This is a genomic window from Streptomyces inhibens (assembly GCF_003389455.1).
Classification (GTDB): domain Bacteria; phylum Actinomycetota; class Actinomycetes; order Streptomycetales; family Streptomycetaceae; genus Streptomyces; species Streptomyces inhibens.
Window position 1 is genome coordinate 1 of record NZ_QUAC01000168.1, and the last position, 24,569, is coordinate 24,569.

General features: G+C 69.8%; 20 protein-coding genes and 3 pseudogenes. 12 read left to right on the plus strand and 11 right to left on the minus strand.

The window, feature by feature from the left end:
- Window positions 1–117: 117 nt before the first annotated feature.
- Window positions 118–633, plus strand: a complete 516-nt coding sequence (locus DY245_RS21235) for a GNAT family N-acetyltransferase (RefSeq protein ID WP_128508829.1) — start codon at window positions 118–120, stop codon at window positions 631–633.
- 30 nt (window positions 634–663) lie between these two features.
- Here the strand turns inward: DY245_RS21235 and pulA are convergent.
- Window positions 664–2,833 (minus strand): pullulanase-type alpha-1,6-glucosidase (pulA, locus tag DY245_RS21240; protein ID WP_244943177.1); only part of this gene is annotated, 2,170 nt, incomplete at its 5' end.
- A gap of 1 nt (window position 2,834) precedes the next feature.
- Window positions 2,835–3,301: pseudogene (locus DY245_RS46550) on the minus strand (pullulanase-type alpha-1,6-glucosidase); the annotation flags it as partial.
- Between the two features lie 393 nt (window positions 3,302–3,694).
- Between DY245_RS46550 and DY245_RS21245 the strand changes: the two are divergent.
- The 5 genes and pseudogenes from DY245_RS21245 to DY245_RS21270 all read left to right on the plus strand — a co-directional run.
- Window positions 3,695–3,997 (plus strand): WXG100 family type VII secretion target, encoded by a 303-nt coding sequence (locus tag DY245_RS21245; protein ID WP_128508830.1) that lies wholly within the window; start codon window positions 3,695–3,697, stop codon window positions 3,995–3,997.
- Window positions 3,994–5,265: a hypothetical protein gene (locus tag DY245_RS21250; RefSeq protein ID WP_128508831.1), complete on the plus strand. Its 1,272-nt coding sequence runs from the start codon at window positions 3,994–3,996 to the stop codon at window positions 5,263–5,265. Before DY245_RS21245 ends, DY245_RS21250 begins: the two co-directional genes overlap by 4 nt.
- Window positions 5,266–5,285: 20 nt before the next feature.
- The gene (locus DY245_RS21255; protein WP_128508832.1) at window positions 5,286–5,996 is read left to right on the plus strand and encodes a hypothetical protein; all 711 of its coding nucleotides are present in this window, start codon (window positions 5,286–5,288) and stop codon (window positions 5,994–5,996) included.
- A gap of 276 nt (window positions 5,997–6,272) precedes the next feature.
- Window positions 6,273–6,689, plus strand: coding sequence for a hypothetical protein (locus DY245_RS21260; RefSeq protein ID WP_128508833.1), 417 nt, complete (start codon window positions 6,273–6,275; stop codon window positions 6,687–6,689).
- A 228-nt stretch (window positions 6,690–6,917) separates the two neighbouring features.
- Window positions 6,918–7,076 (plus strand): annotated as a pseudogene (locus DY245_RS21270) (DUF397 domain-containing protein); the annotation flags it as partial.
- Window positions 7,077–7,103: 27 nt separating this feature from the next.
- Here DY245_RS21270 and DY245_RS21275 read toward each other — a convergent pair.
- The 6 genes from DY245_RS21275 to DY245_RS21300 form a co-directional block, all read right to left on the minus strand.
- Window positions 7,104–7,547, minus strand: coding sequence for a DUF6224 family protein (locus DY245_RS21275; protein WP_128508834.1), 444 nt, complete (start codon window positions 7,545–7,547; stop codon window positions 7,104–7,106).
- An 88-nt stretch (window positions 7,548–7,635) separates the two neighbouring features.
- Window positions 7,636–8,703: a LacI family DNA-binding transcriptional regulator gene (locus DY245_RS21280; protein ID WP_128508847.1), complete on the minus strand. Its 1,068-nt coding sequence runs from the start codon at window positions 8,701–8,703 to the stop codon at window positions 7,636–7,638.
- A complete protein-coding gene (locus DY245_RS21285; protein ID WP_128508835.1) occupies window positions 8,688–10,274 on the minus strand; it encodes a glycoside hydrolase family 13 protein in 1,587 nt (528 codons plus the stop codon). The genes DY245_RS21280 and DY245_RS21285 overlap by 16 nt, the downstream gene beginning before the upstream one ends.
- Window position 10,275: 1 nt before the next feature.
- Complete coding sequence (locus DY245_RS21290) at window positions 10,276–11,157, minus strand: sugar ABC transporter permease (RefSeq protein WP_181923796.1); 882 nt, start codon at window positions 11,155–11,157, stop codon at window positions 10,276–10,278.
- A 2-nt stretch (window positions 11,158–11,159) separates the two neighbouring features.
- The gene (locus tag DY245_RS21295; RefSeq protein WP_397879822.1) at window positions 11,160–12,038 is read right to left on the minus strand and encodes a carbohydrate ABC transporter permease; all 879 of its coding nucleotides are present in this window, start codon (window positions 12,036–12,038) and stop codon (window positions 11,160–11,162) included.
- Between the two features lie 53 nt (window positions 12,039–12,091).
- Window positions 12,092–13,378: an extracellular solute-binding protein gene (locus tag DY245_RS21300; protein ID WP_128508837.1), complete on the minus strand. Its 1,287-nt coding sequence runs from the start codon at window positions 13,376–13,378 to the stop codon at window positions 12,092–12,094.
- A 225-nt stretch (window positions 13,379–13,603) separates the two neighbouring features.
- Here DY245_RS21300 and DY245_RS21305 point away from each other — a divergent pair, with 225 nt between their 5' ends.
- The 3 genes from DY245_RS21305 to DY245_RS21315 all read left to right on the plus strand — a co-directional run bounded on the left by DY245_RS21305 (window position 13,604) and on the right by DY245_RS21315 (window position 17,258).
- Window positions 13,604–15,226: a glycoside hydrolase family 13 protein gene (locus DY245_RS21305; RefSeq protein WP_128508838.1), complete on the plus strand. Its 1,623-nt coding sequence runs from the start codon at window positions 13,604–13,606 to the stop codon at window positions 15,224–15,226.
- Between the two features lie 24 nt (window positions 15,227–15,250).
- Window positions 15,251–16,300, plus strand: coding sequence for a LacI family DNA-binding transcriptional regulator (locus tag DY245_RS21310; RefSeq protein WP_128508839.1), 1,050 nt, complete (start codon window positions 15,251–15,253; stop codon window positions 16,298–16,300).
- A 118-nt stretch (window positions 16,301–16,418) separates the two neighbouring features.
- The gene (locus DY245_RS21315) at window positions 16,419–17,258 is read left to right on the plus strand and encodes a phosphatase PAP2 family protein (protein WP_128508840.1); all 840 of its coding nucleotides are present in this window, start codon (window positions 16,419–16,421) and stop codon (window positions 17,256–17,258) included.
- 105 nt (window positions 17,259–17,363) lie between these two features.
- On the opposite strand, the gene DY245_RS21320 is transcribed toward DY245_RS21315, so the two are convergent.
- Complete coding sequence (locus tag DY245_RS21320) at window positions 17,364–20,387, minus strand: bifunctional [glutamine synthetase] adenylyltransferase/[glutamine synthetase]-adenylyl-L-tyrosine phosphorylase (RefSeq protein WP_128508841.1); 3,024 nt, start codon at window positions 20,385–20,387, stop codon at window positions 17,364–17,366.
- 26 nt (window positions 20,388–20,413) lie between these two features.
- Window positions 20,414–21,775, minus strand: coding sequence for a glutamine synthetase family protein (locus DY245_RS21325; protein ID WP_128508842.1), 1,362 nt, complete (start codon window positions 21,773–21,775; stop codon window positions 20,414–20,416).
- A gap of 332 nt (window positions 21,776–22,107) precedes the next feature.
- Between DY245_RS21325 and DY245_RS21330 the strand changes: the two genes are divergently transcribed.
- Genes DY245_RS21330 through DY245_RS21340 form a run of 3 tightly spaced genes read left to right on the plus strand, consistent with a single transcriptional unit; the run spans window position 22,108 to window position 24,049 of the window.
- On the plus strand, window positions 22,108–22,443 hold the full coding sequence (locus DY245_RS21330) for a hypothetical protein (protein ID WP_128508843.1): 336 nt from the start codon (window positions 22,108–22,110) through the stop codon (window positions 22,441–22,443).
- Entirely contained in the window at window positions 22,440–23,378 is a 939-nt protein-coding gene (locus DY245_RS21335; RefSeq protein ID WP_128508844.1) for a WXG100 family type VII secretion target, read from the plus strand. The genes DY245_RS21330 and DY245_RS21335 overlap by 4 nt, the downstream gene beginning before the upstream one ends.
- Window positions 23,379–23,404: 26 nt before the next feature.
- Window positions 23,405–24,049: a hypothetical protein gene (locus DY245_RS21340; RefSeq protein WP_128508845.1), complete on the plus strand. Its 645-nt coding sequence runs from the start codon at window positions 23,405–23,407 to the stop codon at window positions 24,047–24,049.
- 36 nt (window positions 24,050–24,085) lie between these two features.
- Here the strand turns inward: DY245_RS21340 and DY245_RS21345 are convergent.
- Window positions 24,086–24,569, minus strand: a pseudogene (locus DY245_RS21345) (alpha/beta fold hydrolase); the annotation flags it as partial.

Genomic DNA, 24,569 nt, shown 5'->3' on the forward strand with positions numbered 1-24,569 from the left:
GGCGGCGGGACCGGGCGGCGGGGCGGGGCCGGACCACGGGGCCGGACCACGGGGCCGGACCGGGCCGCGGGGCGGGCTGCCGCGGAGCGGGTGTGGCGGCTGCGGCACAATCCCCGCATGGATGAGATCACCTTCCGGCTCGCCGAGGACGACACCGACCCCGGTGCGCTGGCCGCGCTGTACGACGCCGCCGCCCACTGGATGCTGGAGTCCGGCATAGATCAGTGGAAGCCCGGCGCGAAGGACGAGGAGCACTTCCGGCTGCGGATGAAGGACGGCGAGGTCTGGCTGGCGGAGGTTGCCGGGCAGATGGTGGGCGCGTTCGAACTGTGGTGGCGGGACGAGCCCGCGTGGGGGCCGCAGCCGCCGGAGGCGGGCTATGTGCACCGGCTGATGGTGGACCGCGGGCGGGCTCCGGCCGGGACCGGGCGGGCGATGCTGGGGCACGCCGAGCGGCGGATCGCCGAGGAGGGCCGGGAGTGGTCCCGGCTGGACTGCCTCTCGTCCAATCCGCGGCTGCGCTCGTATTACGAGGGCGCCGGCTACACCGTCGTCGGGGAGCAGCCGTTCAAGGAGGATGCCGGCGGCAGTCCGTACGCCGTCACCCTCCTCGAAAAGCGGCTGGCCGGCTGATCTCGGCCGGCCCCGGCCTCCGGCCCCGGCTCAGCGGTGGCGGAAGACCGCGACGGTGCGGGCCGGGACGGTGAAGGTGCCCGATGCGCGCGCGTAGGACGCGGTGGCGGTCACCGGGTCCGCGCCGTGGGCCTGGACGGGGTGCAGGGCGTAGCGCTCACCGGCGAGGCCGTGGACGGTCTGGGCCTGCTGGTGCGGGGTGGCGTTGAAGATCACGACGAGGTTGCCGAGACGCATGGTGATCACGCCGGGTGTCTCGTCCTTTCCGGAGAGAGGGAAGGACAGCGCCGACTGGACGCCGGCGGTGGTGGCGAGGCCGAAGGCCGGTTCGGTGGCGTGGATACGGAGCAGATCGCGGTAGGCGGCGGAGGCCTGGGTGATCGCGGCGCAGCCGGGGCGGAGCGCGGGGTCGGCCAACAGGGGCTTGGCGTAGGGCCACTTGTCCTTGTTGTCGGCGGCCGGCGGCAGCCCGCGGCCGAAGCCGTTGCCCTCGGCGCAGTTCCAGTGCAGGGCGTTGAACCAGTCGCCGCTGTCGAAGGAGTTGCGGTCCAGGGACTTGGAACGCAGCAGGTCGGAGCCCGCCTGGGAGAGCGCAGGGCCTTGCGAAAGCGTTGCGGTGGCCAGCGCAAGAACTTGCAGACGGGATCGGTCGGCGGCGCCGGTGTGCTGCGGCAGTTTGTAGGCGAGCGCGTCGTAGAGGGTTTCGTTGTCGTGGGCGTCGGCGTAGGCGAGGGCGTCACCGGGGGCGGCGGCGTAGCCGGCCGGAGCGCCGTTGTAGTCGATCTGGGAACCCTTGACGCGGCGTCCCGTGGTGTCGGTGAAGGTGTAGTCGGCGAGGTTGCCGGTCAGGCCGACCTTGATCAGGTCCTGGTAGTGCAGGAGACGGGCGCGTTGCTCCTCCGGTGTCCCGTTGGCCGCCGCCTCGTTGGGGTCGGTGTACAGGCCCGAGGCGAAGCCCTGGATGCGGGGGTCGGCGTCGAAAGGGTTGCCGCCGCGTACCGCGTCGCGGGCCCGGTCGCTGAAGGTGGCGATGCCGGTGCCGGCCATGTTCTTCTGGGTGGCCTGGACGAAGCGGGCGTCGTTCGCGGCCTCGCCGAAGTTCCAGCCCTCGCCGTAGAGGACCACCGACCTTCCGTCCACCCCGTCCTTGGCCGGCGTCAGCGCGTCGAGGGCCTTGCGGACGGCGAGGATGTTGGCCTTGGGGTGGTGGCCCATGAGGTCGAAGCGGAAGCCGTCGACCTTGTACTCCTCGGCCCAGGTGACGACGGAGTCGACGACGAGCTTGCCCATCATGGTGTGCTCGGGCGCGGTGCCGGAGCAGCAGGTGGAGGTGGCCACGCCGCCGTCGTCGAGCAGCCGCTGGTAGTAGCCGGGCACGATGCGGTCCAGGACGGAGTGCGGGTCCTGGCCGCTTGCCGCGGTGTGGTTGTAGACGACATCCATGACGGTGCGCAGCCCGGCCCTGTTCAGGCCCTGCACCATGCGGCGGAATTCGACGGTGCGGGCGGTGCCCTGGGGGTCGGAGGCGTACGAACCCTCGGGGACGGTGTAGTGCAGGGGGTCGTAGCCCCAGTTGTAGGCGTCGCGGGCGGCCGTCTTTCCGACGCAGTCCTGCTGGCGATCGGAGTCGGGGGCGTACGAGGCGAGAGCACAGTCCGGCCGCTGCTGGTCGGCGCGTCGCTCGGGGACGGTGGCGAGGTCGAAGGCCGGCAGCAGATGGACGTAGGACGTGCCGGATTGCGCAAGGGCTTGCAGATGGCGCATGCCGTCGGACCGGCGGTCGGTGAAAGCGAGGTACTGGCCGGGGTGGCGGGAGGTGCGGTCCTCGACGGAGAAGTCGCGGATCTGCAGCTCCTGGATGCGGGCCTGGCGCAGCGGCACCGCAGCGGGCTTGCGCAGCCCCGCCCAGCCCTTGGGGGCGAGCGCGGGGTCGTCGAGGTCGATGACGAGGCTATGGGTGGAATCGGCGGTCAGGGCGGTGGAGTAGGGGTCGGTGACCTTGTTGGTGACGGTCCTGCGGACGGTGGGCGCCCAGACGGTGACGACGTAGCGGTACGGCTTTCCGGCCCAGCTGCGGGCACCCTGGACGTGCCAGACGCCGCTGGCGCCGTCCCGTCGCATGGGGACCGTACGGCCGTCGAGTTCAAGGGCGACGGTGCGCGCGGTCGGCGCCCAGACGGAGAGGGTAGGGCGACCGTGGNAGGGCGACGGTGCGCGCGGTCGGCGCCCAGACGGAGAGGGTAGGGCGACCGTGGTGGAAGACCGGCCCCAATGCGGCCTGTTGGGCGCGGGCGCCGTAGAGGTCGTCGAGAACCCCCGGTATCTGTACGCCGGTTGCGGTATGCCGCCCGTCCGCCGTGCGCTGGGTGGCGACGATTCGGCCACGCAGCGCGGTACGGGCCAGCCCGCGGTCGCGGGGGTCGGTGGTGAAGGCCGGATAGCCCGCCAGATGCGGATAGGCGGCCCGCTCGGACGGGCTGAGCGTGCCCGGGGTGAGCCGGATGCGCTTCCCCGCCGCCCCGAACTCCAGCTGGGCGGCGGTGCGTTCCGCCCCCTTCCAGACCACGGTGTCGCGGTCGATCCACTGGGCCAGGGCCTGGTCCGGGCCGGACGGGGACGCCTGTGCTTGTTGCTGCGGCGGCGCGACGAGCAGAGCCGCCGCGCCGAGGGTCAGGGCAAGGGCGGCGGCCAGGCGCCCGCGGGACCGGCGTGTGGTGAAGGACATGGCTCATGGTTCTATCCGCGCCGATTCCTTGTTGCAAGACCTTACGCAAGACATTGCAACGGTGTTACGTTCCCGCAGTAGCCGCTCCGGCCGACCGGAGGCCCCTCACCGGGCCCACGCGCCCGGCCGGCCGGACCGGCGCCCAGCCCGACGCGCTGACCGGCCGGCGGTTCGCGCGAAGTTGAACAACGGCGAACGAACAACAATTCGACGGTTACGACATATCGCCAGCTTCCTCAACAAATAACTCCCCCAAGTAGAGCAAGCCTTGACGTTCCCTTTACTATGAGCGGGCCATCCGCATCAACAGAATGCGGGCCAAGGACCGGGGGCGTGATGGGTGACGGCTTCAAGACCGATGTCGATGAACTTGCCAACTTTCAGAGAACATTGAAGCAGGCCGAGTCATCATTGGATGAAGTCCGGAAGTCCATGAAAGACACTGGATCGTCCGACATCGGGACCAAGAGCCTCGACGACGCCTGCAACGAATTCCAGGAGCACTGGAAGTACGGGGTCGAGCAAATCCACGAAAAGGCGAAGAAGCTCAACGAGGGGCTCGACAAGGTAAATCAGAACTACCGAGAAGTGGAAGAGGCACTGGCCGCCGCCTTCGCCAAGGGGGAAGGTAAGAAATGAGCAACCCCTATCCGCACCTCGGGTTCAACCCCGTACCCGGTTCGCTGGAATCTGTCTCGGCTCTCCACACCAAACTCACCAAATCGGTATCCACGCTCGACAGCACACAGAACATGGTGCACAAGATCGAGCAGGGCACCTATTGGGAGGGAGACGCTGCCGTCGCCTTCCGCGAAGAACTCGGCAAGGACTTCGACACCAACCTGCGCCACGCCCGCGATTCGATCGGGAAGGCCGCCACGGCGATCAGTGGGTGGTACAAGGCGCTCTCCGGCTTTCATGATCGCGCCCGCACGCTCGACAACCAGGCCAAGGCGGCACGGGAACGACTTGGCAAGGCTGAGAAACGGCAGGAGTCAGCAGCGGCAAACCCGGATCTGAAGCTCGCCGGCCAGACCTTCACCGACCAGTCCGCGTTGGACAGTGCCCAGGCCCGCCTCGACAAGGCCAATTCGGAGTTGACCGACGCCAACTCTGAACTCAGCGACGCCAAGGGTGACCTCCAAACCATTCTCAACAACGCGCGCGAACTCCAGGAGGAGCACACCACCGAGGCGAACAGGCGCGCGGCCAAACTGCGCGAGGCCACGGACAAACTCGCCCCCGAGGAGCCGGGGTGGTTCGAGAACGCGCTCTCCTGGGTCTGGGAAAACAAAACAGACATCCTCGGCGCCGTGGCGGCCATTGCCGGCATCGTCGCGCTGTTCGCCACGGGGCCCGTGGGCGTAGCTTTTCTCCTGGCTGCGGGGGCGGCGAGCCTGGCGGCAGCGGGAACCCGAGTCGCCGACCCGAAGTTCCGTGCATCCATGGCCGATGCCTTCACCAAGGGCGAGTTCGACAAGGACTTCTGGAACAACGCGGTGGGTATCGCCGGCGATATGGCGGGGGCCATCCCGTTCGGAGGCGTCGTGGCCCGGGGAGCCACCGGAGCCTTCAAGGCCGCTGCACACAGCGCCGAGGCGCTCACTCTCGCCGATCGCCTGGTCGATACCGGAAAGACCATCTGGACCGTGGCCGGACGCACTCACGCGCCGTTCGAACTCCCCACGGAGTGGACAGTGCGGGCCGCGGCCGGTGTGGCAAAGGAAGTCGGCGTACCGATCGTCGGTGGCGCATCGGCCATCTTCGGTGTTGCCAAGAACATCGATGAGGATTTGAAGAAGGCTGAAGACGGAGCCCTGATCGGCGATGCCATCCGGGTGGGAGGCTTTGACATTCCCGGCTCCATTTCGAGCACAGCGCAGATCATCGCACCGATGTTCCGATGAAGGCCGGCGAGGAACCGCACATGGACGACGAGAAGACGCACTTCGTTATCGATCAGTCGGCACTTCGCACCGAAGCCGACATCTGGTACGCCCAGCCTCCTGGGTACTTGGACGTACCGTTCGCTTCGATTCTGGAAAAGCCCGAATCCGAGGCGGAGTTGACTGATGCCCTGCTGCCGCTCATGGCCGCCATGAGCCCCGAGGGCCGTCGCCGTTTCCTGGAAGCCCTCCAGGAAACGGAAACCCTGGCTGTGCGACTCAGCCGCGAGGGGGTGATCGCCTGTGCGTTGGGGATGCACGAGGACGATGACGGGAGTCTGCTGCATTCCGTGCTGACCATCGCGCGGGTGGAGACGCCGTGGACCCCGGCGGAGCTCGCCGTGCGGCACGCCGCGACGGCCCGCAGTTCCGCGACGCCGCTTCGTGTGGAGCGGCTTGCGCACGGCCCGGTGGCATTCGCCGAATCCGAGATCGAACTGCCGGAAAGCTCCGCGGCGGACACCATGTCCGGCACCGTATACCAGGCCGTGGCTTATCTCGCCGCGCCCGACAGAAGCAGCATGGTGGTCGTCAGTGTCTCCACCACTGCCGCGCAAGGAGCCGAGGGGTACCGAAGTATCGTGCGCTCCGTGGCCGAGACCATCAGCTTTGACAACCCTCTGCCCGGCGAAGTCAAAGCTGATATCCCCGAGCCGAGCAATGCGGCAGAGGCCCGCTCCGTATTCGGCTGATCACATGCCTCCGTTGCCGAAAGCCGAGATACCAGCTCAGGCAGCACGCAGCGGAGCAGTCCTCATCAAGGAGAGTCCAGGATGTCGTCTTCCACGGTTTCCACTGCCGCGTGTGCATGGGACGACCCCACGACGAGGCGAGGGTGGCGGACCACGCTCGTCCAACATGCGGCCCTCCTGCTCCTCACCCTGCTCCTCTTCCCTTCCCTACTCTTCACCATCTCCGTGACGCCCCGTTGGCTGGCGCCACTCTGGACCGTCATGGGAGTCGTGGTCATGTACTTCCTCTACGAACGCATCCGGCAGCTGCGGAACGTGACGGCCATTCGCCGGGTCCTGAGAATCTACGGCTGGTCGTCCGCGCTCGGGCACAGTGTGAGCCGGTCTATCTGCCGCTTCGAGGGGCACAGTCCCGATGATCCCGCGGTGTCCGTCTCTGTACAGCTGCGGGCGCCCTTTGCCGGACGGTTCCTCCACTGGGTCCGCTGGTGTCGCGCGAACGACGGGCAAAAGGTGCGCTTCTGCGGGGACCCCCGGTTCATCGGCGTCGTGGCCCACACCGATCTCGGCAAGGGAAGGATGCGGCTCGTTGCCCAGCGCGAGGCGCTCGATTCCCGTATGTCGGCGCGGCGTAAAGGGGTGAGCGAGCAAGCCCGGGAGCGGGCGCGCTCGGTGGGCGCTCGCGTCGGCTGATCGGCTCGCGGACGGCCGCACCCTACAGGCGCGCCCTAGAGGTCCAGTTCTGTAAGGACGATCTTGCCGATCGGGTCGCGGTCGAGCTCCGCCCAACGGGAGGCGAGCGCCGCCACAACGAGCAGGCCGCGCCCGGTCGCCGGCCGTGGGTCGCGGCGCTGGCGGCGAGTTCACCGACGATCAGAGCGACGGAGTCGGAGACCTCACCGCCGTAGGGGAACCCCATAGAGCAGCTACAGCGGCGACTCCGGCGACAGCTGCGTAGAGATCGCCCCCACCCCCACCACCGTCCACATCCGCGACTCCAAGGACAAGGACGGCCCCCGGCTCGCCGTGCCGGTCGCGGCATGGGCGGCGTTCGTGTCGCACGCGGTCCAGGAGGTCTGACCCGGGGCAGGCCCGGCCACGGCGCGGCTACGGCTGCATCGACAGCAGCACCCGTTCGCGCACCGTGTCGAGGAAGGCCGGTACCTCCTCCATCTTGGTGTTGGTGCACTGCACGATCAGCCCCATCACCTCGCCCGCCGACACCGCGATCACCATGGGCCAGGCGCGGGCGATCTCCACCCGCTCCTCCATGTTCTTGACGACATGGATGGCGAGGTTGAGTTCGGGGACATTGCGGGTGTCGCCGTAGCTGAAGCCCTTCTTGATGACCCACATCTCGGGGATGACCAGCCCGTGGACGATGATGTGGGCCATCGCGAACATGGCGCGGGCGGCCTCCACCGCCGAGTTCTCGTCGTCCTCGTCGTAGAGCGCGGCCACCGCGTCCTCGTCCTCGGCGAGGTGCGCCTGGATGAGCGCCACGCCGTGCAGCACTTCTTCCTTTGTGTACGGACGCACCTCGTCGCTCATCACACACCCACTCCTGGTCGCCGGTCACCGGTCACCGATCGTTCAACACAGCGCACTCAGTGTGGCAGGAGCCGGTCCACGCCGGAGGTCATTCCCGTACCGGCCCCGTCGATCCCCGTACGACCAGCTCCGGCTGGAAGACGAACTCGGTGCGACGGCCGGGGGTCTGCCGGCCGTGCGCACGGTCGTGGATCTCCTCGATCAGCGCGCCCACCGCGGCGGTCGCCATCGCCTGCACCGGCTGGCGCACCGTGGTCAGCGGCGGGTCGGTGAAGGCGATCAGCTGGGAGTCGTCGAAGCCGACCACGGAGAGCGCTCCCGGTACGTCCAGACCGCGCTGGCGGGCCGCGCGCACGACCCCGAGCGCCATCAGATCGCTGCCGCAGACGATGCCGGTGCAGCCCTCTTCGAGCAGCGCCGCGGCCGCCGCATGGCCGCCCTCGACGCTGAACAGGGTGTGCTGGACGCGTCGTTCGGCCTGCCCCCTCGACAGGCCGAACGACTCGCCCAGCGCCTCCACAAAGCCCTCGGCCTTGCGGCGGGAGGGCACATAGCGGGCCGGGCCCACCGCGAGCCCGATCCGCTCATGGCCCAGCTCGGCCAGGTGGCGCACCGCCATCCGGGCCGCCGCGCCGTCGTCGGGTGAGACGAACGGCGCGTCGATCTTCGGGTTGTAGCCGTTGATGAGGACGTACGGAACGCCGCGGGACGCCAGCCGGGCGTAGCGGCCGGGGTCGGCGCGGGTGTCGGCGTGCAGGCCGGAGAGGAAGACGATGCCGGTGACACCGCGTTCCTCCAGCTGCTCGACGAGTTCGTCCTCCGTGGCGCCGCCGGGCATCTGCGTGCACAGCACCGGTGTGTAGCCATGGCCGGCCAGCGACTGCTCGATGATCTGGGCGAAGGCAGGGAAGATCGGGTTGGTCAGCTCAGGGATGACCAGTCCGACCAGCCCGGCGCTGCGGCGGCGCAGCCGTACGGGACGTTCGTAGCCGAGGACGTCGAGCGCGGCGAGCACCCGCTGCCGGGTGCTCGCCGCCACGCCCGCCTTGCCGTTCAGGACCCGGCTGACGGTCGCCTCGCTGACCTGCGCCTGGGCGGCGATGTCGGACAGCCGGGGGGTGGCGTGGGCAGGGGGCAGGGTCACTCCTCCCACCAGAGCGCGGTATCGGCGGGCAGGACGAAGTCGTCCTGGGATGCGTCCAGTTGACGCGAGGAGAGCAGGAGCCGGCCGGGTGCGGGCAGCCGGGCGGGCGCCTCGGTCACATTGACGGTGCAGACCAGGCCGCCCGGCCGGCGGAAGGCCAGGACGCCCTCGGGCGCGGCCAGCCACTCGACCGTCTCGCCCGCGCCGAGGCCCGGGTGGGTGCGCCGCAGCGCCAGCGCGGCACGGTACAGCTCCAGGGTCGAGCCGGGGTCGCCGGTCTGGGCCTGGACGCTCAGCCCGGCCCAGTCGGCGGGCTGCGGAAGCCAGGTGCCGCCGTCGCCGAAGCCGTACGGCGCCTGCTGACCGCTCCAGGGGATCGGCACCCGGCAGCCGTCGCGCAGGCCGTCCTGCCCGGTGTCCCGGAAGAAGGACGGGTCCTGGCGGACCTCGTCGGGCAGGTCGGTGACCTCGGGCAGGCCCAGCTCCTCGCCCTGGTAGAGGTAGGCCGAGCCGGGCAGCGCCAGCATCAAGAGGGTGGCGGCGCGGGCGCGGTCCAGGCCGCCGCCGAGGCGGGTGCGGTGGCGTACGACGTCGTGGTTGGAGAGCACCCAGGTCGTCGGGGCGGCCACCGGGCGCATGGCGTCGAGGGAGGAGTCGATCGCCTCGCGGAGCGCGGCCGCGTCCCAACCGGTGTTCAGGTAGTGGAAGTTGAAGGCCTGGTGGAGTTCGTCGGAGCGCAGGTAGAGCGCGGTGCGTTCGGCGGTGGGGGTCCAGGCCTCGGCGACCGCGATCCGGTCGCCGGAGTACTCGTCGAGGACGGCGCGCCAGGAGCGGTAGATGTCGTGCACACCGTCCTGGTCGAAGAACGGCAGCACCTGGTTGCCGAGCAGTTTCAGCTGCTCGCCGTGGCCCATGTCGGGCAGGCCGGGGGCCTTGACCAGGCCGTGTGCCACGTCCACCCGGAAGCCGTCGACGCCCAGGTCCAGCCAGAAGCGCAGGATGGAGCGGAACTCGTCCTGGACGGCGGGGTGTTCCCAGTTGAAGTCGGGCTGTTCGGGTGCGAAGAGGTGGAGGTACCACTCCCCGTCGGGGACCCGGGTCCAGGCGGGGCCGCCGAACAGCGACTCCCAGTCGTTGGGCGGCTCTTCGCCGTTCTCGCCGCGTCCCTTGCGGAAGTGGAAGCGCTCACGGGCCGTGGAGCCGGGGCCCTCGGCCAGTCCGCGCCGGAACCATTCGTGCTGGTCGGAGCAGTGGTTGGGGACGAGGTCGACGATGATGCGCAGGTCCAGCCGATGGGCCTCGCGGATGACGGCCTCGGCGTCGGGCAGGGTGCCGAACATCGGGTCGATGGAGCGGTAGTCGGCGACGTCGTAGCCGGCGTCGGCCTGCGGGGAGGCGTAGAAGGGGCTGAGCCAGACGGCGTCCACGCCCAGGTCACGCAGGTATGGCAGGCGACTGCGGATGCCTGCCAGATCCCCCATGCCGTCGCCGTTGCCGTCGGCGAAGCTGCGCGGATAGACCTGATAGATCACCGCGTCGCGCCACCAGTCGGTGGCAGGAGTGACGTTGTGCTGTGGAGTCATATCAACCCTTGGTGGTGCCGGCGGTCAGTCCGGATACGAGGTGGCGCTGGGCGAAGGCGAAGACGAGCGCGGCCGGCACGGCGATGATCACGGCGGCGGCGGTCATCGAACCCCAGTCGTTGGTGTACTGGTTGACGAAGGTCTGCAGGCCGCCGGCGAGCGTCAGATTCTCCTCGCCGGTCATGAAGGCGGAGGCGTAGGCGACCTCGGCCCAGGCGGTGACGAAGGTGTAGAAGCCGGTGACGGCGAGGCCGGGGCGGGCCAGCGGCAGGACCAGACGCCAGAAGGTGCCGAACGGATTGAGGCCGTCGACCCGTCCCGATTCGTCGATCTCCACCGGGATGGTGTCGAAGTAGCCCTTCATCATCCAGGCGCAGAACGGGACGGCGATGGTCAGATACGTCACGACCAGGCCCGCGGGCTGGTTGAGCAGGCCGAGGCTCGCCAGCAGGTTGTACAGCGGCACGATCAGCACCGCGACCGGGAACATCTGGGTGATCAGCAGCAGCCACATCAGCGGGCGCATACCGGGGAAGCGGAAGCGGCTGACGGCGTAGCCGGTGGTGGCGGCGATGAAGACGCCGAGGACGGTGGTCAGCCCGACGATGATCACGGAGTTCTTGAACCAGGTCAGGAACTCGGTGTCGGCCAGTACGTGGGTGTAGTTGGCGAAGGTGAAGTGGGTGACGACGCCGGTGGAGAAGGCGTCGGTCCTCGGCTTGAAGGACGTCACCAGCAGCCACAGCGGCGGGAAGACCGCGATCACGGCCGCGGCGGCCAGGGTCGCGTGCAGCCCTATGGACGCGGGCCGGGAACGCTGGTTGCGGGTACGGGTCTTCGGTGTGCGGGTCGTTCGTGTGCGGGTCGTTCCTGTGCGGGTCATGGTCACCACACCTCTCCCTGCTTGCGCAGCGCCCGGCGGTAGACGACGGCGACGATCGAGAGCAGTACGAGGATCAGTACGCCCCAGGTCGCGGACTCGGAGAAGTTGCGGGGGCTGTCGACGAAGGAGAGCCGGTAGGCGTAGGTCACCAGGATCTCGGTGGCGTCGCCGGGGCCGCCCCGGGTCAGCAGGAAGATCACCGGGAACATGTTGAAGGTCCAGATGGCGGAGAGCAGGATCACCGTGCTGCTGACCGCGCGCAGTCCCGGCACGGTGATGTGGCGAAACCGCTGCCAGGCGCTCGCGCCGTCCATCTCGGCGGCCTCGTACAGCTCCCCCGGTATGGACTGCAGTCCACCGAGCAGGGCGACGAGCATGAAGGGCACGCCGAGCCAGACGTTGACGGCGATGACCGAGAGCTTGGCCCAGGTCGGGTCGTTGAGCCAGGGGATCGCGTCGATGCCGCCGCCGGCCAGCAGCTTGTTGAGGATGCCGTTCTTCTCGTTGTAGAGCATCCGCCAGGTGAAGACGGAGATGAAGGCGGGGACGGCCCAGGGCAGGATCAGGGCCAGGCGGTAGAAGGTGCGGCCGCGCAGCGTGCGGTTGAGCATGTTCGCCAGCGTCAGGCCGGCCAGGAAGGTGATCGAGACACAGCCGACGGTCCACAGGACGGTCCAGCCCAGGCGGTCCCAGAAGACGCTGTCGGAGAGCACGGCCTGGTAGTTGTCCAGGCCGGTGAACTTGTAGGTGGCGGGGATGTGGTTGACGCCGATGTCGCGCTGGACGTTGGCCTCATTGGCGTCCGTGAGCGAGAGGAAGACGCCGCGCACCAGCGGGTAGCCGATGATCACCCCGATGACGAGTACCACCGGGGCGACCATCGTCCATGCGTACCAGTGGGTGCCCAGCGCCCGGCGCACCCGTACAGCAACGGTCACTTGTAGTCCTTGAGCAGCTTCCGGTAGGCGTCGCCGGTCGCCTTGGCGGCCTGCTCGGGCGTGGCGGCGCCGGTGAGCACCTTGTTCATCTGGACCTTGATCGGCTCGAAGAGGGAGTTGCCCTCGGCGATCCAGGGGCGCTGGACGGCGCCGTCGACGGCGGGCTTGAAGAACTTGACCATCTCGTTGTTCTTGACGGCCGGCACGTCGTACACGGACTTGCGGGTGGGCAGCAGGCTGAGCTTGTCGGTGGTCTCCTGCTGGATCTTGGCGGAGCTCATGTACTTCACGAAGGCGTAGGAGGCCTGCAGGTTCTTGCTGCCGGCGTAGACGGAGAGGTTCCAGCCGCCCTGCGGGGAGCCCTGGGCGGAGCTGCCGCCGGGGACGGGGGCGACGCCGAGGTTCTCCTTGTTGGCGGGGGACTTGAATGCCTTGCCGGCACGGGCGCCCTCGATGTCCCAGGGGCCGTCGACGGCCATCGCGACGGTGCCGTCCTTGAGGGCCTTGAGCTGGTTCTCCTGGCCGTCGGTGGCGTCGGTGACGGCGGCCTTGGAGTCGACCAGGTCCTTGATGGCCTTGAACGCCTTGACGCCGGCGCCGTCGTCGATCTCGACGATCTTGTCGCGGGCGTCGACCATGTTGCCGCCCTCGCCGTAGAGGTAGGGCAGGAACCAGTAGGGGTCGTCGCCGCGCAGGTAGAGGGCGGTGGCGCCGGTCTTGGCCTTGATCTTCTTGGCGGAGGCGGCCAGTTCGGCGAAGGTCTTGGGCACCTCGACGCCGGCGTCCTTGAGGAGCTTCTTGTTGTAGAAGAGGCCGAGGGTGTCGATGACCTGCGGCGCGGCGTAGGTCTTGCCCTTGAACTTGGTGGAGCCGACGGCCTGCGGGAGGTAGTCGTCGCTCTTGTCGAGGGCGGGGGTGCCGTCGAGCGGGGCGAGGTAGCCGAGGTTGGCGAAGTCGGCGACCCAGGCGACCTCGGTGCGCATCACGTCGGGGGCTCCGGAGTTGCCGCCGGCCGCGTTCTTGAACTTGGCGTTGGCGTCACCGAACGGGACGTTCACGTACTGGACGTGGACCTTCGGGTGCTCTTTCTGGAAGCCCTCGGCAAGCTTGCGGTAGGTCGCCTTCTCGGCGTCGTTGGAGGTGTCCCAGAAGGTAACGGTTCCGGACAGTTCGCCGCCGCTGTTGTTGCTCCCCCCGCTGTCACCCCCACCGCACGCCGTCGCTGCCAGTGCCAGGCCCGCTACCAGCGCGGTGGCCGTTACGCCCCGTATGCCACGCCGCATGTGAACTCCTTAGGGAAATGCCTCAGATGGCGGTCAGGAACGTAACAGCGCTGCAAACAAACCGAAAGACCTTGCGGCAATTTTCTGCAAGACCGTTGGAACAAATTGCAACGGGATGGCCGGAACGGGACCCTCCCGGCATCCGTGGCACCGTCACCGCGCGGCTGCCCGAGCGTTGATTCGGTGAAGGCACCAACGCCCTCTTGACCTCGACAGGGACGGCAGATGACCCAGGAGCTCACTTCCCCCAGCCCCGCCCCCCAGGCCCCCGGACCGGGCCGAGGTCCGTCGTGGTGGCGCGACGCCGTCATCTACCAGGTATACGTACGCTCCTTCGCCGACAGCGACGGCGACGGCATCGGCGATCTGCGCGGGGTCCGCGAGCGTCTGCCGTACCTCCGGGACCTGGGCGTGGACGCCGTCTGGCTCACGCCCTTCTACGCCTCACCGCAGGCCGACGGCGGCTATGACGTCGCCGACTACCGCGCCGTCGACCCGCTCTTCGGCAGCCTCCAGGACGCCGACGACCTGATCCGCACCGCCCACGAACTGGACCTGCGGGTGATCGTCGACATCGTCCCCAACCACACCTCCGACCGGCACCCGTGGTTCCAGGACCCCGAACTCGCCCGGCAGCGCTATCTCTTCCGCCCCGGCAAGGGCAAGGACGGCGAACTCCCGCCCAACGACTGGGAGTCGGTCTTCGGCGGCCCGGCCTGGACCCGCACCGACCGCGGCGACTGGTACCTCCATCTCTTCGCCCCCGAGCAGCCCGACCTGGACTGGGACAATCCGGATGTGCACGCCGAATTCGAGGCCGTCATGCGCTTCTGGCTCGACCTCGGCGTGGACGGCTTCCGGATCGATGTCGCGCACGGCATGGTCAAGGCACCCGGTCTGCCGGACATCGGCCACGGCCAGCAGGCCAAGCTGATCGGCACCCAGGTGCTGCCCTTCTTCGACCAGGACGGGGTGCACGCCATCCACCGCGCCTGGCGCCGCCTCCTGGACGGATACGGCGACGCCCACGGCAAGCAGGTCGTCGGCGTCGCCGAGGCCTGGGCCCCCACCCCCGAGCGCCTCGCCCTGTACGTACGCCCCGACGAACTGCACCAGGCCTTCAACTTCCAGTTCCTGAACGCCGGCTGGCAGGCCGGCGCGCTGCGCTCGGTCATCGACGCCTCGCTCGCCGCCACCGCCTCCGTCGGCGCCCCCACCACCTGGGTGCTCTCCAACCACGACGTCGTACGGCACACCACCCGCCTCGGCGGGGGCCTGGGCCGCGCCCGCGCCGCCACCCTCCTGATGCTGGCCCTGCCCGGCTCGGCCTACCTCTACCAGGGTGAGGAGCTGGGCCTGCCCGAGGTCACCGACCTGCCCGACGAGGCGCGCCAGGACCCGGCGTTCTTCCGCGGCCACCGAGCCTCCGGGGCCAGCGGTCAGGACGGCTTCCGCGACGGCTGCCGGGTGCCGCTCCCCTGGTCCGGCGAGCTGCCGCCGTACGGCTTCGGGCCCGGCGGCAGCTGGCTGCCGCAGCCCGCCGACTGGCGCCGCCTCACCGTCGCGGCGCAGACCGGCGACCCCGCCTCCACCCTGGAGCTCTACCGCACCGCCCTCGAACTGCGGCGCCGGCTGCCGGGCCTGGGCGACGGGACGATGAACTGGCAGCCGGCCCCCGACGGGGTGCTCGCCTTCAGCCGCCCCGGCGTGCTGTGCACCGTCAACACCCTGGGCCACGACGTCGAACTCCCGCCACCCGGAACACCACTGCTCTCCAGCGCCCCGGTGACCGTCAACAACGCCGCCGCCGTGCTCCCCGGCGACAGCTGCACCTGGTGGGCAATCTGACGGCCGAACGGTACAGTCCCACCCATGACCGCCCGGCTGGCCGATATCGCAGCGCAGGCGGGTGTCAGCGAGGCCACCGTCAGCCGGGTGCTCAATGGAAAGCCCGGTGTCTCCGCCACCACCCGCCAGTCCGTGCTTGCCGCACTCGACGTGCTGGGCTACGAGCGCCCGGTGCGGCTGCGGCAGCGCAGCGCGGGCCTGGTCGGGCTGATCACCCCGGAGCTGGAGAACCCGATCTTCCCGGCGTTCGCCCAGGTCATCGGCCAGGCGCTGACCCGGCAGGGCTACACCCCGGTCCTCGCGACCCAGACCCCGGGCGGCTCCACGGAGGACGAGCTGACCGAGATGCTGGTCGACCGCGGAGTGGCCGGCATCATCTTCGTCTCCGGGCTGCACGCCGACACCTCCGCCGATATGCAGCGCTATGAGCAGCTGCGCGGCCAGGGCGTGCCGTTCGTCCTCATCAACGGCTTCTCCGACAAGGTGCGGGCCCCGTTCATCTCCCCCGACGACCGGGCGGCGGTGGATCTGGCGGTCACGCATCTCAGCGCGCTCGGCCACCGGCGGATCGGGCTGGCGCTCGGCCCCCAGCGGTTCGTTCCCGTCCAGCGCAAGATCGAGGGCTTTGTCCGCAGCATGCAGGAGCGGCTGCAGATCGGCCCGGCCGAGGCGGAGCCGTTCATCCAGCACTCCCTCTACACCCTGGAGGGCGGCCAGGCCGCGGCGAGCGCGCTGATCGAGCGGGGTGCCACCGCCATCGTCTGCGCCAGCGACATGATGGCGCTCGGTGCGATCCGCGCGGCCCGGCAGCGCGGCCTCGACGTACCGCGCGAGATCTCCGTGGTCGGCTTCGACGACTCCCCGCTGATCGCCTTCACCGACCCGCCGCTGACCACGATCCGGCAGCCGGTCACGGCCATGGGGCAGGCGGCGGTGCGCGCGCTCCTGGAGGAGATCGGCGGCACCCCGGCCCCGCACAGCGAGTTCGTCTTCCACCCCGAGCTGGTGGTGCGCGGGTCGACCGCCTCGGCCCCGAAACCGGCCAGGATCCCCAAGCCGCTGCGGGCCCACTGAGGGGTGCGGCCCTGAGAACGGCGGGGGTCTTCCGTCCGTCGCAAGACGGATACAGAGGGTCGAATACCCGACCGAAGGATGATCGGCGAGACGTCCCTTTCTGGCAGACTGTCTGCCTATGGGTGATGCGAATACGAGGACTTTGGACGGCCTGCCGACCACCCCGCCACCCACCGGGGAGCGTGTGGACCGCCCTGCGGGCGAAGGCCGATTGGCCCGATTGCGGTCCCCTCGCACACCCCGCCTCTGGTTCGAGATCCTGCTGATCGCGGTCAGCTACTGGACGTACTCACTGATCCGAAACGCGGTGCCGGAGCAGAAGGCGCAGGCGCTGAAGAACGCCGACTGGATCTGGCAGGCGGAGCACTCGCTGGGCATCGCCGTGGAACACACCGTCAACCACGCGGTGAACGGCGTGACGTGGCTGATCGTGTCGATGAACTACTACTACGCGACACTGCACTTCATCGTCACGATCGGTGTGCTGGTCTGGCTCTACCGCTGGCATCCGGGCCGCTACGCCGCCGCCCGGCTGGCCCTGTTCGCCACCACCGGTGTCGCCCTGATCGGCTACTACTTCTACCCGTTGGCGCCGCCCCGGCTGATGCCGGACGGCGGCTTCGTCGACACCCTGATCAAGCACGGGACATGGGGCTCGATGGCGTCCGGCAACCTCGCCTCGATGTCCAACCAGTACGCCGCGATGCCGTCGATGCACATCGGCTGGTCGCTGTGGTGCGGTATCACCATCGCGCTGCTGGCCAAGCCGCTGTGGGGCAAGGCCCTCGGGCTGCTCTACCCCACCGTGACGCTGCTGGTCATCGTCTCCACCGCCAACCACTTCTGGCTGGACGCGGTCGGCGGAGTGCTGTGCCTGAGCTTCGGCTTCGCGCTGGCCGGTGTCTGGTACGGCACGCTGCCGCATCGTCTGTCGCGGGTGGTGCCTGCGGTGGCGTAGGCCCCACAGGCACCACGCGTACCGGCTTCGCCGTAAGGCCTTCGAGCTGACGCCGGCCGGGTTCCTCGGGCACTGCCGGGGGCTGCCGGCGCCGGACGCCGGGGCTCACGCCCCGTAGAAGAGCTCCTCGACCACGCTGCGCGCCCGCCGGGTGATCCGCCGGTAGTCGTCGATCATCTCCCCGACATGCCCCTCCTCGTACCCGAGGTAGCGGCCCACCGCCGCCAGCTCCCGGCCGTCGACCGGGAAGGTGTCGCCGGGGCGGCCGCGCACCAGCATCACCGCGTTGCGCACCCGCGCCGCCAGCACCCAGGCCTCGTCCAGGGTCTGGGCGTCCTCGGTACCGATCAGACCGGCGGCGTGGGCCGCGGCCAGCGCCTCGCGGGTACGGGTGGTGCGCAGCCCGGGGATCTCCCAGCCGTGCTGCATCTGCAGCAGCTGCACCGTCCACTCGACATCGCTCAGACCGCCGCGCCCCAGCTTGGCGTGGGTGGTCGGGTCCGCGCCGCGGGGCAGCCGCTCGGACTCCATCCGGGCCTTGAGCTTGCGGATCTCGCGGACCGCGTCGTCGCCCAGGCCCTCGGCGGGATAGCGCAGCGGGTCGATCAGCTCGATGAACCGCTGCCCCAGCCCGACGTCGCCGGCGACCGGTTCGGCGCGCAGCAGGGCCTGCGCCTCCCACACCAGCGACCAGCGCCGGTAGTAGGCGGCGTACGAGGCGAGGGTGCGCACCAGCGGTCCCGATCTGCCCTCCGGGCGCAGATCCGCGTCGATGGGCAACGGCGGGTCGGAGGAGGGGAGTTCGAGCAGCCGGCGCATCTCGTTGGCGACCGCGTGGGCGGCCTGGGCGGCCTCCTGCTCGTCGGCGCCCTCGCGCGGCTCGTGGACGAACAGGACATCGGCGTCCGAGCCGTAGCTCAGCTCATGTCCGCCGAACCGGCCCATGCCGATCACCGCGAAGTGGGTGGGCAGGGTGTCGCCCCACTGCTCGCGGACCGCGGCGCGCAGCGCACCGGCGAGGGTGGCGGCGTTGAGGTCGGAGACCGCGGCGCCGACGGTGTCGACGGAGTGGCCGTGGTCGGTCTCCGCCGGGCTGAACTCCGTGCCGTACGCGCCGATCACATCCGCCGCGGCCGTACGGAACAGCTCCCGGCGGCGCACCCCACGGGACGCGGCGGCCGCCGCCTCCGCACCGTCCGCACGGCCGACCGCGGCCAGCACCTCCTGCTCCAGCGCCGCCCGGGAGCGCGGCTGCAGCCCGTCGGGGGCGCCGAGCAGCGCGACCGCCTCGGGGGCGCGCAACAGCAGATCGGGGGCCAACCGGCCGGCGGACAGCACCCGGGCGAGGTTCTCGGCGGCCGCGCCCTCGTCGCGCAGCAGCCGCAGATACCAAGGCGTCTTGCCGAGCGCGTCGGAGACCTTGCGGAAGTTGAGCAGCCCGGCGTCCGGGTCGGCGGAGTCCGCGAACCAGGCGAGCAGCACCGGCAGCAGTGTGCGCTGGATGGCGGCCTTGCGGGTCACGCCGGACGCCAGCGCCTCCAGATGCCGCAGCGCGGCGACCGGGTCGGCGTAGCCGAGGGCTTCGAGGCGGTGGCCGGCGGCCTTGGCGGAGAGCCGGGTCTCGCCGGACTCCAGATGGGCGACGGCATCGAGCAGAGGCCGGTAGAAGAGCTTCTCGTGCAGTCGGCGCACCTCGCGGGCGTGCCACCTCCACTCCCTGCGGAGGGTGTCGACCGGCTCGGTGCGCAGGCCCAACGAGCGTGCCAGCCGCCGGAGTTCGGCCTCGGCCTCGGGCATCAGATGCGTACGGCGCATCCGGAAGAGCTGGATACGGTGCTCCAGCGTGCGCAGAAAACGGTAGGCGGCGTCCAGCGCCGCGGCGTCCTGGCGCCCGACATAGCCGCCGGCCGCCAGCGCCGCCAGCGCGTCGAGGGTGGTGGCGCTGCGCAGCGTGGCATCGCTGCGGCCGTGCACCAACTGCAGCAGCTGGACGGCGAATTCGACATCGCGCAGCCCGCCGGGGCCGAGCTTGAGCTCCCGCTCGACCTGGGCCGCGGGGATGTTCTCGACGACCCGGCGGCGCATCTGGCGCACATCGGCGACGAAGTTCTCCCGCTCGGCGACGTCCCACACCATCGGCGACAGCGCGTCGACGTACTCCTGCCCCAGCCCCAGGTCACCGGCCATCGGGCGGGCCTTGAGCAGCGCCTGGAACTCCCAGGTCTTGGCCCAGCGCTGGTAGTAGGCGAGATGGCTGCTGAGCGTGCGCACCAGCGGGCCGTTGCGGCCCTCGGGGCGCAGATTGGCGTCCACCGGCCAGATCGTGCCCTCGACCGTGTTGTCCGAGCACAGCCGCATCATGCGGGCGGCGAGCCGGGTCGCGGCCTGCAGCGCCTTGGCCTCATCGACGCCTTCCTTGGCCTCGGCGACGAAGATGACATCGACGTCGGAGACATAGTTCAGCTCCCGGCCGCCGCATTTGCCCATGCCGATGACTGCCAGCCGGCACACCGCCGCGTCGCCGGGGGCCTCTTCGTAACTGATCTCCAGGGCGGCCCGCACCGTGGCGGTGGCCAGGTCCGCGAGCTCCGCCGCGGCCTCGGCGACATCGGTCGTGCCGCACACATCGCGGGCCGCGATGCCCAGCAGGGCCCGGCGGTAGGCGGCGCGCAGCGCATCCGCGCGCGGCCGGTCGGCGCCCCGCTCGCCCCAGATGCCCTCGGCGAGCGCCTGCTCGAACTCGGGGGTGGTGGGGTGCAGATCGACCGACTCGTAGGTGACCAGCGACTGCCAGTCGTCCGGATGCCGGGCGAGGTGGTCGGCAAGCGCCTCGGAGGCGCCCATCACGCCCAGCAGCCGGTCGCGCAGCGGTTTGGCCGCGACCAGGGTGCTCAGCAGGGCCTGCTGCTCGTCCGGTTCCTGCGCCTCCACCAGGCGGACCAGACCGCGCAGCGCGAGGTCCGGGTCCGCGGTGGCCCCGAGCGCCTCCAGCAGCACCGAGTCATCGCGTACGGGGGCGAGTTCGGGGGCTTCGAGCAGCTCCCCGGCCGCCGAGGGGTCGGTGAAACCGTGTCTCAGCAGCCGGGTGAAGGTGCTGCTCCGCCGTCCCTGCGGAGCGGGTAGTGCCATGGTGCAGCCTCTCGGTGGCCGGTGGCTCAGAGCACGGGCAGCATCTTGCGCAGCTCGAAGGCGGTGACCTCCGACCTGTACTCCTCCCACTCCTGCTTCTTGTTGCGCAGGAAGAAGTCGAAGACGTGCTCACCGAGGGTCTCGGCGACCAGTTCGCTGCGCTCCATCAGGTCGATGGCCTCGCCGAGGTTCTGCGGCAGCGGCTCGATGCCCATCGCCCGGCGCTCGGAGTCCGACAGCGCCCAGACGTCGTCATCGGCGCCGTCCGGGAGTTCGTAGCCCTCTTCGATGCCCTTGAGACCGGCGGCGAGCAGCACCGCGTACGTCAGATACGGGTTGGCGCCGGAGTCGATCGAGCGGACCTCGACCCGGGTCGAGCCCATCTTGCCGGGCTTGTACATCGGGACGCGGATCAGCGCGGAGCGGTTGTTGTGGCCCCAGCAGATGTAGGAGGGGGCCTCGCCGCCGGCGCCGGCGGTGCGGTTGGCGCCGCCCCAGATGCGCTTGTAGGAGTTGACCCACTGGTTGGTGACGGCGGAGATCTCGCCCGCGTGCTTGAGCAGACCGGCGATGAACGAGCGGCCGACCTTGGAGAGTTGGTACTCCGAGCCGGACTCGTGGAAGGCGTTGCGGTCGCCCTCGAAGAGCGAGAGGTGGGTGTGCATGCCGGAGCCCGGGAACTCCGAGAACGGCTTGGGCATGAACGTCGCCTGGACGCCCTGCTCCAGCGCCACCTGCTTCATGACCAGCCGGAACGTCATGATGTTGTCCGCGGTCGACAGCGCGTCGGCGTAGCGGAGGTCGATCTCCTGCTGGCCGGGCGCGCCCTCGTGGTGGCTGAACTCCACCGAGATGCCCATCGACTCCAGCATCGTGATGGCCTGCCGGCGGAAGTCCATGCCGACGTTCTGCGGGGTGTGGTCGAAGTAGCCGGAGGAGTCGCCGGGGGTGGGCCGCTGGCCGTCCACCGGCTTGTCCTTGAGCAGGAAGAACTCGATCTCGGGGTGGGTGTAGAAGGTGAACCCGAGGTCGGAGGTCTTGGCCAGGATGCGCTTGAGGACATAGCGCGGGTCGGCGTACGAGGGGGAGCCGTCCGGCATCAGGATGTCGCAGAACATCCGGGCGGTGCCGGGGGCCTCGGCGCGCCAGGGCAGGATCTGGAAGGTGCCGGGGTCGGGCTTCGCGATCATGTCGGATTCGTACACGCGGGCGAATCCTTCGATGGCCGAGCCGTCGAAGCCGATGCCCTCGTCGAAGGCCTGCTCCAGCTCGGCGGGGGCCACCGCCACGGACTTGAGGAATCCGAGTACGTCGGTGAACCACAGCCGGACGAAGCGAATGTCGCGCTCTTCCAGCGTCCGGAGCACAAACTCCTGCTGCTTGTCCATGGGTCACCAATCCTTGCAGGTCAATCGGCCTGTCCACACGCGGGGAACGACGCGGTGTGGCACACCAGTATCACGTGCGGGGGTTACCGTCACATTACGCACCCTTGGCCTGAATCAGAACCGCCGCCCCGTAACCCTCCTCGTGGATCCTTCCCCGTAGGGGACGAGGTCAGCGCGGTCCGCGGCGCCGAACAGCCGGCTTGGCCCAGTCTTGGGCTGTCAGTGATCACCCATTGACCCGGTATTGACGGCTCCGTGCCTTGCCGTTCCTACGCTGGCTCCGACCGGTGAAAAGCGATTCGGAACAGCCGGAACATACGGGGAGACGGGGCATGGGACAGGGCTTCCAGACCAACCCGGACGCGATATTCCACTGCGCGTCCGGCACCGAACAGCATCAGGAGGCGGTCCCGCGGATCGCGCGGGCGCTGGAGCATGTGGAGATACCGTCGGGTGCCTTCGGCAAGCTGCCGGAGTCAGACGAGCTGCACACCTCGTACAACGAGCACGCCACCGCGGCGCAGCAGAACATCCATGACATCACCGACCTGCTGCAGAGCGCGGCGGAGAGCCTGCGGGCGATGGCAGGCGCCTATGTCGCCAATGAATACGCCCTCCAGGAAGGCTTCGGCGGGAGCGGCGCGGGCGGCGGGAGCGTGCCTGTATGAGCGTCTCGGCCGCCTATGCGTGGGTGAACAAGGAGATCGAGAAGCTTCCCGACGTCGAGGAGATCCACAACAGCGAGGAGCACGGCATCGACGCCGGGCTCGACGACGCGATCCGGTGGTTCATCGACAAGATCGGGCTGATGGACGACCTGGAAAAGGTCACCGGCATGCCGACGCAGCTCACCGCCGCCGCCAAGGAGTGGCGCGCACAGGCCGATGCGCTGCACAAGGTGGCCGACGGGCTGCGGTCGGCGGCACGGGCGCTGCCCGAGCAGTGGGAGGGCGACGCCTCCGACGGCTTCGGCCGCGGGATGGGCAAGATCGTCGATGCCATCGACGACACCGCCAAGGACATGGGCAAAACCGCGCAGATCCTCAGTCAGGCCGCCGCGGAGTGCAAGTTCGCCGAGGACGCCATCGTCGCGATCATCCGCGAGGCGATCGAGTGGGCGGCGATGACCCTGGCCGCGATGGTGATCACCGACATTCTCACGCTGGGCCTGGCCACGGTGGTGGACGGCCTGGTCGCGGAGGCGGAGGTCGCGGTCTTCATCGGCCGGGTCGAGAAGGTCTCCACGGGCCTGGCCAAGACGCTGCGGGACCTGATGAAGGCCGTCAAGGAGTTCAAGAGCGGCGCGAAGTCCTTCAACGAGGCGCGCAAGGTCGCCGCCACACTGCGCAAGCTGGGCGGGCCCACGGGCATGCGCGGGCAGAGCATGCGGGACTGGATGGCCCACCACATCGTCACCGGCCAGATCGCCGGTCACGGCTCGAAGCCCCTCATCGGTGCCGCCACCGGCCTCACCGGCGACTACAAGGCCCCGGCCGAGGAAGCGATCAAGCACTTCGGCAAGGAGGCGCTGGACGACGACGGCCCGAAGGAGCCGAAGCCGTATCGCGTGCCCAAGGGCAGTATCGAGGACACCTTCGGCTGAGTGCCGGGGCGGACAGAGAGACGGATATGCACTCCACCCCCGTCGTCCCGGAGCGGGACGCCTGGCTCATCGCGCACGGTTCGGGTCATCTGCGGCCGGGAGAGGCCCTGTACGGAGCCCTGCCGGTGAAGCTCGACCGGCTGGTGCCCGACGGCATCCCCAAGCGCTGCCGCCGGCCCAAGCCCGCGGCGCAGGAGAAGGCACGGTTCAAGGGATGGCAGCGGATCTTTCTGCCCGTGGGCGCTGTCATGTGGCTGTGTTCCGTCCCTGCCGGGCTGCTGGAAGCGGGTGCGCACCACACCTGGCGCGGGGTGCGCCGGATCTTTCGCGGGCGTGTCTGGGAAGGGGGCTGGGACAGCGTCGCGGGGTGGTTCGTCATCACCACCCGCACCGGCACGCCCGACGTCTCCCACTACGCCAACGAGCAGCTCGCGCTGGCCTTCACCGACCAGCGGCTGTTGCTGCTGAGCAGGCCCTCGATGCCGGAGCGGGAGGCGGCCCAGCTGCTCGGCGAGCTGCCGCGCGGACGGTACGGCCTGCGGCGCGAGCCGCATCCTGCGCGCCACGCGTCCCGGGTGGACATCGCCTTCCCCGACGGATCCTGGCTGGCGCTGGAGGCCGATGAACGGCGGCAGGTGCCGCTGCTCACCGGCCTCCTGGGGCCGGCCTAGCCAGGGCCTGTCCGGCGGATCAGGGTCGGACAGGCCCTAGACGGACGGCACCGCCGCGTCGCGCCCCGTCCCCGACAGATCCAGTACCGCCCGGACCACCGACTCCGGCACATCGGCCATCACCAGATGGCCCGCGGGTGCGGCGACCGCGAACCGGCCGCCCAGCGCGGCGGCGAGCGCCCGCTGCCGCTCCAGCCAGCGCAGTTGGCCCGCCGTCTCGCTGCCGTCGTACGCCGCCAGGACCGTCACCGGTGCGCCCGGCATCGGGTGGTCCGCACGCAGCGCGGCGAGCTCGGCGGCCTGGTAGGGGTAGGTGGCGTTCTCCAGGGCACAGGCCTTCACGACCCGGCTGGTGCGGTAGCCGGCGCGCTCCCACGGGTGCGGCGGGTGGCTGCCGACGGTCGAGGCGCGGCCGATCAGACGGCGGGTGACCGGGCCCAGGACGCGCGGCAGCCCGGCGGCGGACAGCGCGCCGGCCAGCCCGCCCGCCCAGGCGGTACGCAGCGCGCGCGGCAGCCGG